The following is a 15,686-nucleotide window of genomic DNA, read 5'->3' as shown; positions in this document are numbered from 1 at the left end:
TGAGCATCACGACTATCCAAAAAATCTGGAAGAGAGAAGCACTCAATACTCGTGAGCTGAGAATAGAACGGTCTCAATCAGTGAATATCGATGTGTGAGGCGAGTGGGCTAAAATATAAGGGCATGACAGAATCGGTTGGTATTTATCCCGTCACGCTTCCTTGGTAATCACAGCAACAGAACGCTGACTGTGATCATCAAGCAATTCTGTCGCATGTGAATTACCAGGCGACTTTGTCGTTAGCTTCTCAGTAATACAATACGAGAATGTATTGTAACTTTCTTACATACTAACGAGGTAAATATTGTGCTCCTCCCGAATTTGACACCTTTTGGTACTATTTTTTGACATTATCTGGTTTTTTGTCGCGATAAGTGATTGATCTTTCTAAGGGGTGTTTGACAGAAAATTGCTTGATCCAGACTTTAGAAAAGCCGCTGTTTACAGCGGCTTTTTGCTATCTATTATTTGCTAATCCATCTCAGTCTTATAAATCTTCAATCCTCTGGACTGATAGTTTGAAAGGGCTGATTCATGATCGAGTGTGCAAGTGTGCACCCAAACACGCTCTGTCTTGCCCCATTGCCAAGCTGACTCTAGTGCGTGGGTGAGTAGGTACCCGCCCAAGCCACGATTTAAGAACTTGGGTGCGAGACCGAAATAAACAATCTCGACATTCTGCTCTGGTTGCTTTTGTAGTTCATAGTACCCAGCAATCGTGCCATTTACGTAAGCAACCCACGTTCTTAGGTTGTCATTTTCGGCGTATTGTTGCCAATCATCATCCGATAGCGATAGTTTGTCATTCCAGCTCCACTTCTCACCGACCAGTTGGTAGAGGTAGCGATTGAATCTGAACTCTTTAATTTCAGCCTCAAGAACGGTGATTTCGTCAGGTTTGTCTTTAGCCTTGATCTCTTCGGGAGAGTGCATCTCCAAATAAAAGGTTTTAACTGTTGTCGTCATTCGATTACTTCCGTGGATCACATCAATTGAGGCGTGGGGCTCCTACGTATGGGGCCACTAATGTATTGCTGATCAGAAGGTTATCATGGTGTCTGTTATCAGAAAAGCGATGCACTATCTGACTCAAAGTTAACCTCCTTTGTTGTGTGGCGCATGTAGTTCGTGCTATAAGCTGCCGGTGCTCATGTGTTTCTGCCAAAGTGCGCGAAATTCGGAGCCACATCTATCGCGTGAGCTGACACAAAATTAAACCTACTTACTAGCTATCGAAGAAAATTATGAAGTACTTATTGCTGATTTTGGGCCTGTTGACACTATCAGGCTGTCATATTTTGGGAGCACCCGGAAGCCCAGAAGATATGGCCAAAGCAAGAAACATAAAACGTATTGGCGTTATTGCTATTACACAAGAAAGTATCCATCAAAAGCATGGTGGCAAAAGCTATGAGCTTGAGCTCACTTCTCGTCTGGGTCAGTTCAACGATCTGTATGAGCAAAGCACTGTAGAGCTGTTGGAGCATTCAGATCAATTTGAAGTGATCGAAATGCGATATGATAGAAAAGCTATAATGGATAGCTTTTTTGGTGATTCACGTTTTCCATATGGTTGGAGAGAGCGTAACTCGACTGATATCGGTGCGATTCACGAGCATCTTCAAGAGCTAATTCTTGATTATGAGCTCGATGGCCTGATTGTGATCAGGTCAATCAACATACATGATCGTTCATTTAGCTTAATTGGGATGGAGAGTAAGCGAAATGACAGCCGTGCATTAATCTACAATGCGTCGACTTATGTATTGATTGACCCAGACCTTAAGGTACTAAGTGTAGCCAGTTCAGGTTTTCTGACTGAAGAGCAGGTTAACAACCGGTATTACCGACCGCATCAAGCTATTGTAGTGGATTTTGGTGCTGATATTGAGGCGTGGGATAACACAACCACTGACACCCATCCACAAGTCAATGTGTTAGTTGATATGTTGCAGCAGCAGATCATCGTTAATCAACCATTCGCACTCGCTAAATTATTTTGCTACGACCCTCATACGTGTCCAATGATATGGGAATTCAAAGACAATACGCTAGAGTAAACAAATCAGGGAGTAGGGCTCGGCGCAGCGGGCGGCTTTTCTCTCATGATCAAGATACAGCGCTGTGAAAACGGCCGGGTATAGATTGCCGCGGGTTTGTTTCGATTGGCGCGTAGTAGTTAGCGCGCTTTATCATTAAAGTTAATAAGGTTGGAGTTCATTCATGTTGCCAAGTCATAAGGCAAAAAGTGTCATTATCCTCGACTTCGAAACCACGGGCTTGTCACCCAACCAAGGCGATCGCGCAATTGAGATTGGGGCGGTCAAGCTTGAGGGGGGCAAAGTCGTTGATCGATTTCAAAGGCTGATGAACCCGGGGTTTCGTGTCAGCGGTTTCATTGAAGGTTATACCGGGATCAGTAATGCGATGCTGGCCGATGCGCCCAGTTGTGCTGAGGTGATGACGGAGTTTGCCGACTTTATTCAGGGTAGCAACCTAGTGGCGCATAATGCCTCATTTGATCAGCGTTTTTTAGACGCCGAGCTCAAAGCAATAGGGCGTGATTACGATGGCTGCTTTGCCTGCTCACTGTTGGTGTCGCGCCGTTTGCATCAAGAGGTCAGCTCACATAAATTGGGCGATCTAGTTCGTTATCATCAGATTGATAATGACGGCGTGTTTCACCGCGCGTTGGCCGATGCCGAGGTGACTGCGTCATTGTGGTTGGTGCAACTGGAGACGCTCAAGCAGCAATATGGCATTGACGATCCTGATTTTGCCCTGATGCAAAAAATCGCTAAAACGCCCAAGGCTTCGGTAGGAAAGTTGCTCGAAAAGTATCGAGTCGCTGCTTAAGCGCTGCTAACTCTGATCAGTAGTAAACGCGCGTCTTTTTCCTAAACTGCTCTTAGACAAGAAAAAAAGGAGCAGAGTCAATGGACTATGATTTTTGCATTATCGGTGGTGGAATAGTAGGCCTCGCCACCGCAATGGCCATCCAGCAGCGCTGGCCAGAGTGTCGTTTGGCGTTGGTGGAAAAGGAAGCGGAGCTCGGGTTGCACCAGTCTGGTCACAATAGTGGCGTTATCCACAGTGGGATCTACTATCCTCCAGGTAGCCTTAAGGCCAAGTTATGCCATCAGGGTGAGGCAGAGACCAAGGTGTTTTGTCGTCAGCACAACATTGACTATGTTGAGTGCGGCAAATTGATTGTAGCGACCACCCCGTTGGAGCTGGATAGGCTTAAAGCACTGGCTGAGCGGGCCGAGGAGAATCAGGTTAGTGTTCGTTGGCTAACTCGCGATGAGTTGATAGCGCAAGAGCCCAACATTACCGGTCTAGCCGCGCTAGAGGTTCACTCTACGGGCATTGTTGATTATCGTCAGGTTTGTGAGCAAATGGGGCGGCAACTCGTCTCAGCGGGTGCTAAGTTGCATCTTGGTCATGGCGTAAATCAAATCAGCTCAAGTGAGGAAGGGAACGAGCTGACCTTTGGTCAGCAGTCGCTATCCGCGCGCTACTTAGTCGCTTGTGCTGGGCTACAATCGGATCGGATAGCGCGTCTGGCCGGTCTCAAGGTATCGCATAAGATCATCCCATTTCGCGGTGAGTATTACCGCCTTCCAGCAGAAAAAGCTCAGCTAGTAAATAAACTCATTTATCCGGTCCCAGATCCAGACCTGCCTTTTCTTGGGATCCATTTGACTCGAATGGTGGATGGTTCGATAACCCTTGGGCCCAACGCCGTCCTGGGTTTTTCTCGCGAGGGTTACCGTAAGGGCGCGGTTAGGCTTGACGATATTGCAGATTATCTGGGGTTCTCTGGCTTTTGGCGATTACTCAAGACCCACTTCCAATCCGCATTACATGAGTTTGCCAACTCACTGATCAAAACGCGCTATCTGCGCCAGTGCCAAAAGTATTGCCCATCACTGACCAAAGATGACCTGCAACCTTACCCTGCGGGGATCCGCGCGCAAGCGGTGCTCAAAGATGGCAGCTTAGTGCATGACTTTTTGTTTCTCGAGGCACCAAGGATGCTGCATGTGTGTAATGCGCCGTCGCCTGCCGCGACGTCTGCAATACCAATAGGACGGATGATTGCCGATAAGTTGGCTGAGCAGTGCGAGCTCTAGGCTACGTATTAGGCTTAAGGCTATTCGTTAAGCTCAGGGTTTAGAGTTAATTGTTGTCGGGGACGATGCGCAGCAAGTTGTTTCTTTGCAGAAAACGACATTGAAACTGTGCTGCAGGGATGGGATCAGAGTAATAATCACCTTGTGCCAGGTCGCAGCCTGTATCACGCAAAAATACCAGTGGCTCGCACGAATCAATGCCTTTGGCGGCGATCGCAAGGCGCAGGTGATGAGCCACATCGGTCATGGCTGCAACAAGGGCTTGATCGTGTGGATTGCTCTCGATCTCGAGCATAAAACTGTGGTCTATCTTGATCCCATCAACCTGAAAACGTTGCAAATAGGCAAGTGAAGAGTAACCGGTGCCATAGTTACCAATCCAAACGGGTATGCCGAGTTGGCTCAGGTGTCTGATCGCCTTTTGGGCGCTGAGTTCGTCCTTGAGTAACGTCGCCTCAGTGATCTCTACATGTAACGAGGACGGGGCCACTTGCTGGCGAGCAAGACAGTCGTCGAGCAGATTGAGTGTATCTGGGCGATGTAGTTGTTTGGCCGACAGGTTAAGAGATAAGCGTAGGTCGTGCTGGTACATCGATTGCCAAAGCCGGAGTTGACGACAGGCATTCTTGATCGCCCAATGGCCAATTGGAATGATTAAACCGGTTTTTTCAGCGATGGGAATAAACTCTCTCGGAGGCAGGAGGCCCTGTGTTGGATGGTTCCAATACAGTATGGCTTCCGCGCCCACAAGCTCGTTTCGCTTGATCGAAAACTGAGGCTGGAAGTGCACCTCGAACTGCTCTAATTCTTGCGTCGCACGGCGTAAATCAAATTCAAGCTCCGAGTGACGATGATGGTTTTGTGCCAAGTGCGGGTCAAATAATGTGATATTGTTTTTGCCCCCTCTTTTAGCCTCATACATGGCGAGGTCGGCGTGACAGATCAGCTCGTCGGCGGTGCGCCCATCCTCTGGGTATCTGGCAATGCCAATACTCCCGCCAATGGCAACCTCATCCTCATCGATATAGATGGGTTGGCGAATGGCGGCAAGCAGGCGTTTGGCTATTGCATCCGTGTGATGTTGGCCTTTCACCTCAGAGATAAAAAACACAAACTCATCGCCACCAATGCGAGCCACGAGATCGAGGTGTTCATCATCACGATTAGAGCGCATAGCGTCGCCGCTGTAGCGAATGTTGCTGGTCAATCGTCCAGACACCTCTTGCAAGAGCCTATCACCTGCTTCGTGACCATAATTGTCGTTAACGAATTTAAACTCATCCAAGTCAAGAAATAAAATAGAAAAGCGCCTTGTTTGCTCTGCCCCCTCGAGTAACTGATTGAGCTGCTTAATAAAGAAGGGCCGATTTGGCAGTTTGGTTAATGAGTCATGAAAAGCAAGAAACGAAATTTCGTCTGTTTGAGCCTTTAAGTTGTGTGCCATCTGGCTGAAGGCACTGGTAAGCTCACCTACCTCATCCTCCCGGGTAACCAAGAGTTTAGTATCATAATCACCGCGGCCAATACGCTGTGTGTGGGCAACCAAATCATAGATGGGGCGCACGAGCGAGCGGGCAATAAGAACGGCAATCGTTGCCCCAATAAGGCAAGCAATAAGCGCGATGATAATCAATGACGATGACAAGGCATGGAAACCGCGCTTGCTGGTGTCAGCTAAATTACCGGTGATGGCCTCGATATCCTGATTGATGTTATCGAGGGAGAGCGTTAGCTGGACACCGCCAAGCGCCCGGTCAGCCATGAGGATTGGCTTGGCGAGTACTAGGTGATTGTCGCCCAAAACGGAATACAGCTGCTTTTTGCTGATCACCGTTTCGATGAGTTGTGGGTTAGCTAATGGGATTCCGTAACTTGGAATGGTGTCGTAGCTGTCATGAAAAATCTTGCCTTTGGTATCAAAGACCAAGATGGATACCACGTCCTCATTTTTGCGTGCGGGTTTGAGCAAGCGATAGGTCGCCTCAAGGTCATATTCGTAGTACGGATTGATCACCGCCACCGAGATATAGTCGAGGATCGCCAGACCTTTTTTCTCCATTTGCTGCAGCAGGCTACTCTGAGTTTGTGATTTGCTCTGAACCAGAATTTGCTTAGCGATCACGCCGTAATTTTTCAGTTGCAGCACCGCGATCAGGCACACTGTGGTGACGATCAAGATAACCGTACCGGCGATGTATTTTCCTTGAATGCCGAGCTTGTGTTGCGTCATCCACTGGAGCATCCTCTGGCCTATGCTATTATCGCTCTGCAAGGTCTACTCCATCAGCTCACGGACAACGACTTTCCGCAGCTCTGCAGCAATGCGAATACTCTCTTCTTGCTCAGTGAGGTGGTCGAATTTCTTGGTTTTTTGATAGGCTTGCAGCGCTTGTCTCCCTCGCGGGTCGTTATGAGCATTTACAAGAATGTCGATAACGCGATGTTTGAGCTCTTCAGGCAAGTCACTGCGGATGAGCTCCACCGCCCTGGGAAAGGGGGGACTTTGATAAAGGACCTGATTTTCGACTTGAAATGAGGCGGGCATGTCCTCAATATTGTCCCACTCTCTGTCGCTTAAAGCCCCAGCCTCGACAATGCCTTTATTCACCCAAGCGGAGATGTTGATCTCTTTGTTGGCAAAGACATAGCCGATAGCATCAACCGGTGGGTTATGTCGGGGGGTCTCTAAGCGCTGGACCTTATAGCCTTTTTGAATCAACACTGAGGCGGGAATAAAATACCCAGAGCTTGAGCCTGGGTCTTGAAATGCGATAGTTTTGCCCACCAAATCATCGAGAGACTCGATGCCAAGTCCTTGCTTGGTAAAAATAATCGTGGAGTACTCCGCTACCCCTTTTTTCCAGCGCCGAAGGGCAATTTCTGCCTGTGCTTGCTGTTGAAACTCAATGGCGGAGAAGAGTGTTTCGGTCACCAAATCGACCTTGCCCGTGCGAATATAGTCCACCATCTGAGCATTGCTTTTGGCAAACACGACTTTACCCTCAGTGATACCAAACTCTGCCAGATGTGATGCTAGGTAATCGGCAACCGGCTTGAGGTGTTTGTAGTGTTTTTTGGGGTTGGTACTGACTCTTGAAATGACAATGGTGGTTTTAGTGGGAGTGAGACCGTCCATCGGTAGTGAATGCTGTTGTGCCAAAGCTGGAGGTAGGGCGCATGAGACGAGCAAGACGAGCAGCAGCAACAGGCGATTGATCATTTTTGTCCCATCCTTGAGTCATAAATGTGTAACATGTCACTAAAATATAAGCCATAGATCTCACCTTGCAAATGTAAATAGGACGAAGTTCGGTTTAGATAGCTGTTTTGTGTCCGTCGTTGTTGAGGGAGACTCAGTGCTTCAGCGTGCTCGAACCATGGCTTGAATAAGGGTAAGAAAGAGCAGCCACTCCAATGAAAGGCTGCCCATTATTTTTTATGGGTAACGATTTACCTCACGCCAAATCTTGCTAGCGTCTGTTTGGTATTTGAAAGGTTCTAGCAGGGCATCGAAGTAGTACTCGAGAGGAAGGATCTCGCTGAAAAACTCGAGATCTAGGGTGATTTCGTTACTACAGCCAGAATCGATCTTGTCCGTGGATGGAGAGCTGTACAAGCAGTCGTATTGGCGAGTGTTTTCATTCCAGCGCTGCGTTTTGCGCGTGTTGCCCACCAGTCCGGAGACCTGACGAACGCCTTCTTGATTGAAGTTATCGACGACCTCAACACTCGAGAATGGAAAGTCTCCCTCGAAGATGGCTTTGGTGCGCGTTGGGGTGCGATTGCTGCTGAGTGGGCGCTCTGAAAATTCTTCGGTCGCACGACCTTCACGAACAAATCGTGTCGCGTGCAGTTGACTCATACCATTGGAGGTTGAAAAACGCAGCGTAGTGATGCCATCGTTTTCGATTGGAACACCATACTCAAACCAATTGAAGGTGGTGATTTGACCATTGTAGTAAGTTAATGCAGGAGCACATTCGCTATGAAGGACCTGTCGACCTCGGTGGGTATAGCCAATACGTGTCTCATAGCCAATATCGGTGCGATACACTGAGCGGCTGCCAAACGTCCCATCAATGTCTTTGTTATTGACTGTGGTACAGCGATTCGGGGAGTGGCCAAACTCTACCTCACAGCCTGTCAACACCACGCTGCAAAACAGCATGAAGATCAGCGGCAGCGATTTTTTCAATGACACGGATTTTCTCCTTTAGTAACAACATGACCAATCGGTCTACCAAATATGAATTGAGTGTAGGATAAAACAACTCAGCGGGTAGTGTGTCAGCAGCACGTGCTAAAAGTGTGACACTGTGTGAAATATAAATCGGTACCTTTGCCCTTGGTGCTATGAACCTAGTACTCGCGCAGTCTAGGGTTCTTATGTCTCAGCTTATTTTTAATTATCAACAAAAACTAAAATGTCATTCGCCTATAAGCGCAATTGTTAGTTCCAGTGGTAGGAATTATTGTTTTATCACCTTGTGACAACAATCCATCATGGTCGTTGGGTTCGCGCCTAGCTTCCAATACTCGATGGGCACGGTTGCGCGGAGATTAATGCCCCACTGAAGAGGAATGCGACATGTCGAAATATTACTCAGTACTTGAAGTAACCCCTACCAATCAAGATTGGATTCCAGATTACATTGGTCCGGCGAATAAGCTGGTGGCACAGTATGGCGGTAAATACCTCGCGCGCACCGACAGCCATGAGCGCCTGGAGGGTGACCGTGAGGAGCCGGGTCTGCGCATTGTGATTGAGTGGCCAAGTCGTCAGGCGGCGATAGATTTTATGAACGACCCCGAGTATGTGCCGCACCTTAAAGCGCGCACTGCAGGCTCAGTCAGCCATCACGCGCTTGTAGAAGCGAAGGATGACCTAGCCTAAGGTAAGCGTCCAAGCCTTTTTCCTTAGACACGAAAGCCCCTCATTTCTTGTTGGAGATGAGGGGCCTTTGGGGTTTGGAGTGTATTTTCAGTTCGGTCAATGATAGATATTTTTAAGTCGCATCATCGGGACTGGATTAAGAGGGTTTCGCGTGAGCTGTTTGCCGGTAAAGCGCAGCAGGGTTTTATGAAACCCCGCATTGGGCAGGGCAGCTTTGACGTCATCAATAAACGCTTTATCCACGCCATGGCGCACCATTCCCAAAGAGAAATCAACCAGATCAGCCTTACGAAAAACCTCAGTCAGCTCTTGATAGGGCCCGGTATATACCGAGACAAGGTGGTGCATATCGATAATGATCTGGATCTCTTGTTGCCAATCATTCAGCCCTTGCTGCTCCAAGTATGTAGCACACTCTTGGTATGAAGGTACCAAGTAATCAACGCGATCGTGGGTCCATAGCGCAATGTCATGAAAAGCTGCCGCAATTTGTAGTTTCTTGCTTTGCTCGGGTGTTATCTCCGGTGCGAGGTAGTGGCAAAAGTTAAGCATCCGCGTGACATGGTTGCGATAACCGTCGTAGTCTTGCTTGATGACCGACTGATAAGACAGCAATATCTCATCCACTAATGGGTAGTGAGTTGTGACTTCCATTTGGCTACCTCCGTTAAGACAAAAAATAAGTATAGCCCTAAGCTAATGGCTAAGTAGAAGGAATAGGCTTGCGACCAATACAGCGTCTATCGTATAGATGATTGAATGTTAGCTTAATAAGTTATGGGTGATAGAGAGTATGCTCACCAGATGTGTGGAGCAGTTACAAGAAAAAAGGCTTCCCCAAGGAAGCCTTTTGACTTTTTGATTGCTAATCAAAGTTATTGGCAGAAAATACTCTGTTCAACTCGATCAGAAATTCGGATCACATCCAGTGCGCCAGTGAACTGAGTGGCTTCGGTATACCCACCACGCATCTCAAAAGCGGTTAATCGCAGTGGAGAGTCACTCAATATCGGTAGTCCGGCGGTGCGCTCAAACTGACCAACTTCAACACAGTTGTTGGTCAAGGTGACGGTTTCGCCATCTGAAACCAGCTGGATCTCTTGAAAGGCTGCCGGCTTGATAGAGGTAAAGAGTTTTTTACCATGATTATCAAAGGTTGCCATCAGCACGCCATCGAGCACTTCAAGGTGCAAAGCCAGCTCGTTGTCGTTCCATAGGGACAAAATCGAGCCAGGCTCACCCGTTGCGCGGACATGGATAGTGAACTCATCAGACAGTGGGCGAGACTCGAAATCACTATCACTCTCGGTTTGCAGGCGAGGCGGCTCAGCGATGCCGCCATCATCGAGCTGGTACGTCTCTAGGTAAACGGCTGAATCCAATCGACCTTTGACACGATGCTCGGCAAGTAGCACTTCATCGTGAGTGAGCTTGCGATCACCGCTATCGATAGCATACAACTTGTTGTTGTACTCGCTGTAATCCAGATAACAGTATTCGCCCTGCTCACACTCAGTGTCAGCCAGCATAGTCCAGAATCCACGCACGTCACTGTCGACAGGGATAAGAATGTCGTTGTACTCGGTTTCATTACACCCAACCAGCAGCGTACTTGAGGCGACCAGCAGGGAGACTAGGGTTTTGTTCATGCTTGATTCTCCTTAAAAGCCACGAGTTGCACGTGGGGTAAGCACGGTACGGTCGATAAGCTTGCCGCTTAGGGTACGAGTTTGTACTTCCAGTTCTTCACCTTGGATATGCAGCGTGGTGTAGGTGTGTACGTTTTCGTCGTACAGTACGTCTGCAAACGGCACGATACCGCCAAAGTCAGCGTCATAGAACTTCATCGAGGCAGAGCCGGCAATCAAGTAGGTTGCACCAGATTCATTCGGCTGGGCCGAAGTCATAGGAACGCTACGTGAGTACATGTGATCATGACCTGCGATAACCAAATCAATGCCAGCTTTGTCGACAAGGCGAGGTAGGTAGCGTTTCGGCCATTCATTACCTGAATCCTTGTTGCCCTCGTACGGTGGACGGTGCATCAGCAGCATCTTCCAAGTTTGGTCTGAAGCCGCCATGTCCTCTTCAATCCAGTTGACCATCTTGACCCATTCATCAATGGTGAAGAACTCGGTCGTGATCACGCCAATGCGGGCATTGCCGTAGTCAAAACTGTAGACCGCTTGTTTGTTAGGCGCTTCAAATGGGCCATTGGCCGGTGATTTGAAGATCGACTCGTACTTGTAGCGGCCCTCGTTGTAGACCTCATGGTTACCCATTGACGGTGCAAACATCACTGAACCAAAGCGGCCTTGACCTTCCATTGCTTCAAAGAACTGGCGGACTAATTGATAGTCACTCATGTCTTCAGTCATATCACCCACGTGAAGGATCAAGTCTGGGTTTGGCAGCTGAGCATTCATTTTAGCGAAGATCTCAGAAACCAATTGCGAGCCATGGTTTGGATGGTAGTCATTGGTGGTTTGGGTGTCACCAAACAGGTGGATACGCACTTCGTCGTCACGGCGGTCGGTGCGGAAGGTGAATACCTCACTCCACGCGTAGTCGTTACCGACTTGGTAGCTGTACTCAGTATCCGCCTCAAGGCCAGTCAAGGTTGCATGGTGCACGCGCACAATGCCCGACTCAGGTCCATAGAAGAATGGCAGGATCTCAGATGAGGTATCAACACCGACTTGGCTAAGCACGCTTTTCTTGCCAAAGCGAGCGTAAGTCTGATCTGTCTCAGAGTCAGTAAACCAAGTGACATTAACCTCGCTCTGATCTGCGCCAGGCATGAAGAAAACATGGCGTGGCGCGGCGGTCAGTTGCTCTTTGAGAGACATTACTCGCGACATCAACGAGGCGCCCTCATCATCGTACGCGCGCAAAATCATTTCAACGCTGCTATCGGCATCGTCACCTGGGTGGTATCGCACCAGACCAAACTCATCGGTAGTACCGATCGGCTCGATATCAACCACGATGTCGTTGGCAACATCGTAGTAAACGCGCTCAACTTCAACCCCAGAGGCTGCTCGACCATTCGCGTCAGTGATAAAGATACGTGAGCCGTGATGGGAAATCGTATGCTCGGTCACGACAACAAACTTACCGCTTATGTCTTGTTTGAGGACCGGGTAGTAGAACGGCTTGCCGTCTAACTCACCACTTACAACGATAGAAGCTGCGCTGTTTTGAACGTAGTCGTCAACGGTCAGTTCGATTTGTGCAAGCGTATGAACATTCTCAGAAAAACCTTTGAATGTACCTTGCCAGAAGCCATTGTCGGTGACGACATCATCAAACTCGAGGTCTTCCGCTAGAACATTGAGAGAGGTTTTGGTTGCATCGTAGTTTAGGGTCAGAGTGAAGCTATCAAACGACTCAGGTTTTACCACCTCGATAGGCAAGTTGAACGTGCCGCCGGCATAGATCGCATCGTGGTCACCACCAATGAAAATACGTGCATCGTCGGTTACGACGTTGAACAGGCTGTCGCCAGCAGAGGCGTTACCTAGCTTATCGAACACACGATAATCGATGCGGTGCCAGCCATCATCAAGGTTATGGAGCTCAACCCAGAAGGCATCCTCACCGTTGTTGTGGATCTCCGCTGAGACTGTCTCACCATCGAGTAGTAGCTCGATACGCTCAAAGTCGACACCAGATTCATCAAATACTTGCAGGCGTACGGTGACGTCTTGGCTATTGATAGTCTCACTATCGCCAGGCGTCAGTGTGACCGTTGGACCAGCCAGATCGGTTTCAAGATCGTAAATGGCCGTGAAGTTATCTAGTACTACGCTGGTATCGATGCGCTCTGCTGTTTGCAGAACAAGGAAACGGAACGGCTGGTCGAACTTGAGTGGCAGTGGCAAACCTTCAGGAATATCTGCGGCCATAAAGTTCCAACCACGCGCTGGCAGGGCATCACCTTCATTGTTGTAGTTGATACCAACGGCATTGCCTTCACCATCGCGCAATTGACCACGTACCCACCAAACTTTACCGGCAAGCTCTTCTGGGATGTAGACGTTAACGCCAAGCTGACGTGGGTAGCCAGGGAGCTCGGTCACTTGGTTTTCATCAACCAGGTAGGCTCCAAAGGTTCCCGGCTCAGCAGGGTTGGCTTCCCAAGACAGCTCGAGTGAGTATTCACCATCGAATACTGGCGAGTCTACTTGCTCAATCTCGACCTTGCTGAAACGCGCGCCGGTGGCTGATAGGTGAGCAATTGAGCCTTCAAAGTCCTCAATCACTGCAGGTGGCAGGCCAATATTGATATCGATAGTGGTTTCTAGCTGGGTATCACCATTGATGTAGCTAACAGAAACCGTTACCTCACCGCCTTGGACATCCGCCGCATAGAAGATACCGGTTTCAGGGTCGATGCGACCGCTATTTGGATTGCTAAGTGTGTAATACAGCGACGAAGGCTCATAGGTGACGACACGTTCATTCGCGATCAGTACCGGCAGGATAGGGGTGGACTCACCACGGCCTAGGGTAATGTGCTCGCTACCGAAGTACATCTCATCGATATCGGTGACCACTGACACCTTCGCGACCCCTTTGAGGTGATCAAGGTCATCAGGGTTGTCGCCTAAATTGGCAATGACGAAGCCTTCACTCTCCTTCGCGCTGGCACGGAATGCGCCGGAGCGAACATCAATACCACCAATAGCGGCATCGCTGATACCAAATTCGACTTTCTCACCTGAAGCATGCAATGAGTCACCATCGTAGCCGATCGCCTTAAAGCGGCGGTAGGTTGAGTTAGCCAAGATGGTCATCTCTTTCGGGAATAGAGCGATTGCATCGTCGTAGCTTGCTTGCTCAGGATTGAGCTCAATGCCCCACTTCGAAGCCACCACACGCTCTGAGCCATCCGAAGGGATGTTGATCACGTGATTGTATTTCTCACCTGGCATGCGCATCGTCATGGTTGTTGAGCCGCCGCCATCAAGGTTAACCGCATCAACTGCACCATAGGCTTGCATGATCTGACCCAACTTCTTGAGGGTAATACCATCGCTGAAGGTACCGATAGGCTTATCGGCAACGAGGAAGAAGCCAGAACCATCGGCACGAATACCGAAGGCTGTGCGCCCGCTGATCGCAGACTCATCGTTATCGGTGTGCAGTTGCCCATCTTTCACCAGCATGACGTTTCTAAAGCCCGCACCAAGTGCGTGCTTAACCTCACCCCAGCGAGGATCTTGCGTCTGATAGTTGGCAGTGATTAAGTCACCAACGGCAAGCGTATCAATGCCGATGTCAAGCGGTTGAGAGGCAACTAGCAGGTGGCCTGATGGAACCACATAGTTAGGCTCGTCCTGGATAACCTCGACCACTTGGCCCTCAAATGGGGCAAAGTGAGCGATGGGAGAACCATCATCATTGGCAACCACGGAAACACCATTGATCTCAGGTTTTACCAATGCCCCTGAGCGCTGAGAAAGATCGACCGTGCCACGATATGTATCGCCCGGGAAGATATCGAGGTTGCCACCACTCTGGCTCATGGATTTAGTTTCGTAGTTCTCTTTGTCAAAGTAGAAAACATTCGACACCAACCCTTGGTACTGCTTATTGACGCCCCAAGTGAGTTCAAATTCTGGGGTATGCTCCCAGATCTCCAATGAGTCATCTTGGTTGACGATGATCACTGCTTCTTGGCTTACGCCCCAGCCAGTGAAATTGTTGCCGTCGATGGTAACAATACCTAGGTTCCAACCGTTGACCATATTGTATGGGTCAGCATTGATCGCGCCGATAATGTTTCTACCTTGATCGATTTGGTAGTTCACAGAATCGGTGGTGGTTTCCATGCTGAACTGGCCGCTTGAGCGTTCAATTGGCACTAGGTCGATACCTGACCCAGTATTGAACTCCATAGTCATGATGTCTGAGTTACGCGCGTGATTGAGCTTACCTTGGGTCAGGGTGAGATCACGGTTAACTTGGTACTCGTGATACTGGGTGATCTCAGTCGGCTCTTGCTCATTTGGGTGTCCAGTGACGTCCATAATACGCGGTGGCAGCGCAGGTTTGATCCTGTCGACCAGGTCACTCGGTGGTTGAATGATGTTGGCGACAAAGTCTTCGCCACCTGGTGCGCCATCAATATAGTCTCTGTCTTGCGAGTCGGAATTACACCCGACCAGCAATGCTGCGACAACGCTTACCGACAGCAAATTCCACTGGTGTGGAATGTGTCTAACTAACGACATCAGTTTGCCTCTTTAAGTAAAAAAATCGCGCAGAGACTAGGGAGTCTTTGTGACGGAAGGCTTACGCTGATATGACGGAAAAAAGTCTAGGGATGTCATTTTTGTTTCAGCGAGGGGTAGCCCGTGCCACAAGTTTATGATTTATCGTGATTAATCATCAGAACCTCTGGTGTAAACCAGCTAGCTGCTTGAAATACTTGCTTACATTTGCTTGTGTGTTGTGCGCAAAAATATTTCAAATTCTGTTACAAACCCTTAAGCAAACGTTTGCTTAAGGATGTTTGCTATCGATGCGAGTCAACATGGAGGCTGAGCACGTACGCCAAATCAAATTGACCTGGTATATTCCAGCGAGGCTACTCGTTATCGTCAGAGGTGTTGATACAGCAGAGGGTTATGAAGACGGTGTTAGTGGC

General features: G+C 48.9%; 11 protein-coding genes. 4 read left to right on the top strand and 7 right to left on the bottom strand.

Going from position 1 to position 15,686, the window contains the following annotated elements:
• Window positions 1-472: 472 nt before the first annotated feature.
• Window positions 473-967, bottom strand: coding sequence for a GNAT family N-acetyltransferase (locus tag ACSTTG_RS08460; RefSeq protein ID WP_438457692.1), 495 nt, complete (start codon window positions 965-967; stop codon window positions 473-475).
• Window positions 968-1,245: 278 nt separating this feature from the next.
• Here ACSTTG_RS08460 and ACSTTG_RS08455 point away from each other — a divergent pair, with 278 nt between their 5' ends.
• The 3 genes from ACSTTG_RS08455 (at window position 1,246) to lhgD (ending at window position 4,137) form a co-directional block, all read left to right on the top strand.
• On the top strand, window positions 1,246-2,061 hold the full coding sequence (locus ACSTTG_RS08455; protein WP_438474469.1) for a hypothetical protein: 816 nt from the start codon (window positions 1,246-1,248) through the stop codon (window positions 2,059-2,061).
• 163 nt (window positions 2,062-2,224) lie between these two features.
• The gene (locus ACSTTG_RS08450; RefSeq protein ID WP_438474468.1) at window positions 2,225-2,857 is read left to right on the top strand and encodes a 3'-5' exonuclease; all 633 of its coding nucleotides are present in this window, start codon (window positions 2,225-2,227) and stop codon (window positions 2,855-2,857) included.
• 80 nt (window positions 2,858-2,937) lie between these two features.
• Window positions 2,938-4,137: an L-2-hydroxyglutarate dehydrogenase gene (gene lhgD / locus ACSTTG_RS08445; protein ID WP_438474467.1), complete on the top strand. Its 1,200-nt coding sequence runs from the start codon at window positions 2,938-2,940 to the stop codon at window positions 4,135-4,137.
• A 46-nt stretch (window positions 4,138-4,183) separates the two neighbouring features.
• Here lhgD and ACSTTG_RS08440 read toward each other — a convergent pair whose 3' ends face one another.
• From ACSTTG_RS08440 to ACSTTG_RS08430, 3 genes are all read right to left on the bottom strand, one after another.
• Complete coding sequence (locus tag ACSTTG_RS08440; RefSeq protein ID WP_438474466.1) at window positions 4,184-6,367, bottom strand: EAL domain-containing protein; 2,184 nt, start codon at window positions 6,365-6,367, stop codon at window positions 4,184-4,186.
• Between the two features lie 45 nt (window positions 6,368-6,412).
• On the bottom strand, window positions 6,413-7,357 hold the full coding sequence (locus tag ACSTTG_RS08435) for a phosphate/phosphite/phosphonate ABC transporter substrate-binding protein (RefSeq protein ID WP_438474465.1): 945 nt from the start codon (window positions 7,355-7,357) through the stop codon (window positions 6,413-6,415).
• 216 nt (window positions 7,358-7,573) lie between these two features.
• The gene (locus ACSTTG_RS08430; RefSeq protein ID WP_438457698.1) at window positions 7,574-8,338 is read right to left on the bottom strand and encodes a hypothetical protein; all 765 of its coding nucleotides are present in this window, start codon (window positions 8,336-8,338) and stop codon (window positions 7,574-7,576) included.
• A 387-nt stretch (window positions 8,339-8,725) separates the two neighbouring features.
• Between ACSTTG_RS08430 and ACSTTG_RS08425 the strand changes: the two genes are divergently transcribed.
• Complete coding sequence (locus tag ACSTTG_RS08425; protein WP_438457699.1) at window positions 8,726-9,031, top strand: DUF1330 domain-containing protein; 306 nt, start codon at window positions 8,726-8,728, stop codon at window positions 9,029-9,031.
• A 96-nt stretch (window positions 9,032-9,127) separates the two neighbouring features.
• On the opposite strand, the gene ACSTTG_RS08420 is transcribed toward ACSTTG_RS08425, so the two are convergent.
• The 3 genes from ACSTTG_RS08420 to ACSTTG_RS08410 all read right to left on the bottom strand — a co-directional run bounded on the left by ACSTTG_RS08420 (window position 9,128) and on the right by ACSTTG_RS08410 (window position 15,270).
• Window positions 9,128-9,685 carry an HD domain-containing protein gene (locus tag ACSTTG_RS08420; RefSeq protein ID WP_438474464.1) on the bottom strand — a complete coding sequence of 186 codons (558 nt, stop codon included), beginning with the start codon at window positions 9,683-9,685 and terminating at the stop codon, window positions 9,128-9,130.
• 221 nt (window positions 9,686-9,906) lie between these two features.
• Entirely contained in the window at window positions 9,907-10,680 is a 774-nt protein-coding gene (locus ACSTTG_RS08415) for a LamG-like jellyroll fold domain-containing protein (RefSeq protein ID WP_438474463.1), read from the bottom strand.
• A gap of 12 nt (window positions 10,681-10,692) precedes the next feature.
• Complete coding sequence (locus tag ACSTTG_RS08410) at window positions 10,693-15,270, bottom strand: phosphodiester glycosidase family protein (RefSeq protein WP_438474461.1); 4,578 nt, start codon at window positions 15,268-15,270, stop codon at window positions 10,693-10,695.
• Window positions 15,271-15,686: the final 416 nt, after the last annotated feature.

Source organism: Vibrio glycogenivorans (assembly GCF_051660965.1).
GTDB lineage: Bacteria > Pseudomonadota > Gammaproteobacteria > Enterobacterales > Vibrionaceae > Vibrio.
Note: the sequence above shows the minus strand (reverse complement) of the source record. Positions and strands in the feature narration are given on the sequence as shown.

Excerpts from the sequence above, each read along its gene's own strand:
- ACSTTG_RS08460 (WP_438457692.1), bottom strand. The coding sequence starts at position 967 with ATGACGACAACAGTTAAAACCTTTTATTTGGAGATGCACTCTCCCGAA.
- ACSTTG_RS08455 (WP_438474469.1), top strand. The coding sequence starts at position 1,246 with ATGAAGTACTTATTGCTGATTTTGGGCCTGTTGACACTATCAGGCTGT.
- ACSTTG_RS08450 (WP_438474468.1), top strand. The coding sequence starts at position 2,225 with ATGTTGCCAAGTCATAAGGCAAAAAGTGTCATTATCCTCGACTTCGAA.
- lhgD (WP_438474467.1), top strand. The coding sequence starts at position 2,938 with ATGGACTATGATTTTTGCATTATCGGTGGTGGAATAGTAGGCCTCGCC.
- ACSTTG_RS08440 (WP_438474466.1), bottom strand. The coding sequence starts at position 6,367 with ATGACGCAACACAAGCTCGGCATTCAAGGAAAATACATCGCCGGTACG.
- ACSTTG_RS08435 (WP_438474465.1), bottom strand. The coding sequence starts at position 7,357 with ATGATCAATCGCCTGTTGCTGCTGCTCGTCTTGCTCGTCTCATGCGCC.
- ACSTTG_RS08425 (WP_438457699.1), top strand. The coding sequence starts at position 8,726 with ATGTCGAAATATTACTCAGTACTTGAAGTAACCCCTACCAATCAAGAT.
- ACSTTG_RS08420 (WP_438474464.1), bottom strand. The coding sequence starts at position 9,685 with ATGGAAGTCACAACTCACTACCCATTAGTGGATGAGATATTGCTGTCT.
- ACSTTG_RS08415 (WP_438474463.1), bottom strand. The coding sequence starts at position 10,680 with ATGAACAAAACCCTAGTCTCCCTGCTGGTCGCCTCAAGTACGCTGCTG.
- ACSTTG_RS08410 (WP_438474461.1), bottom strand. The coding sequence starts at position 15,270 with ATGTCGTTAGTTAGACACATTCCACACCAGTGGAATTTGCTGTCGGTA.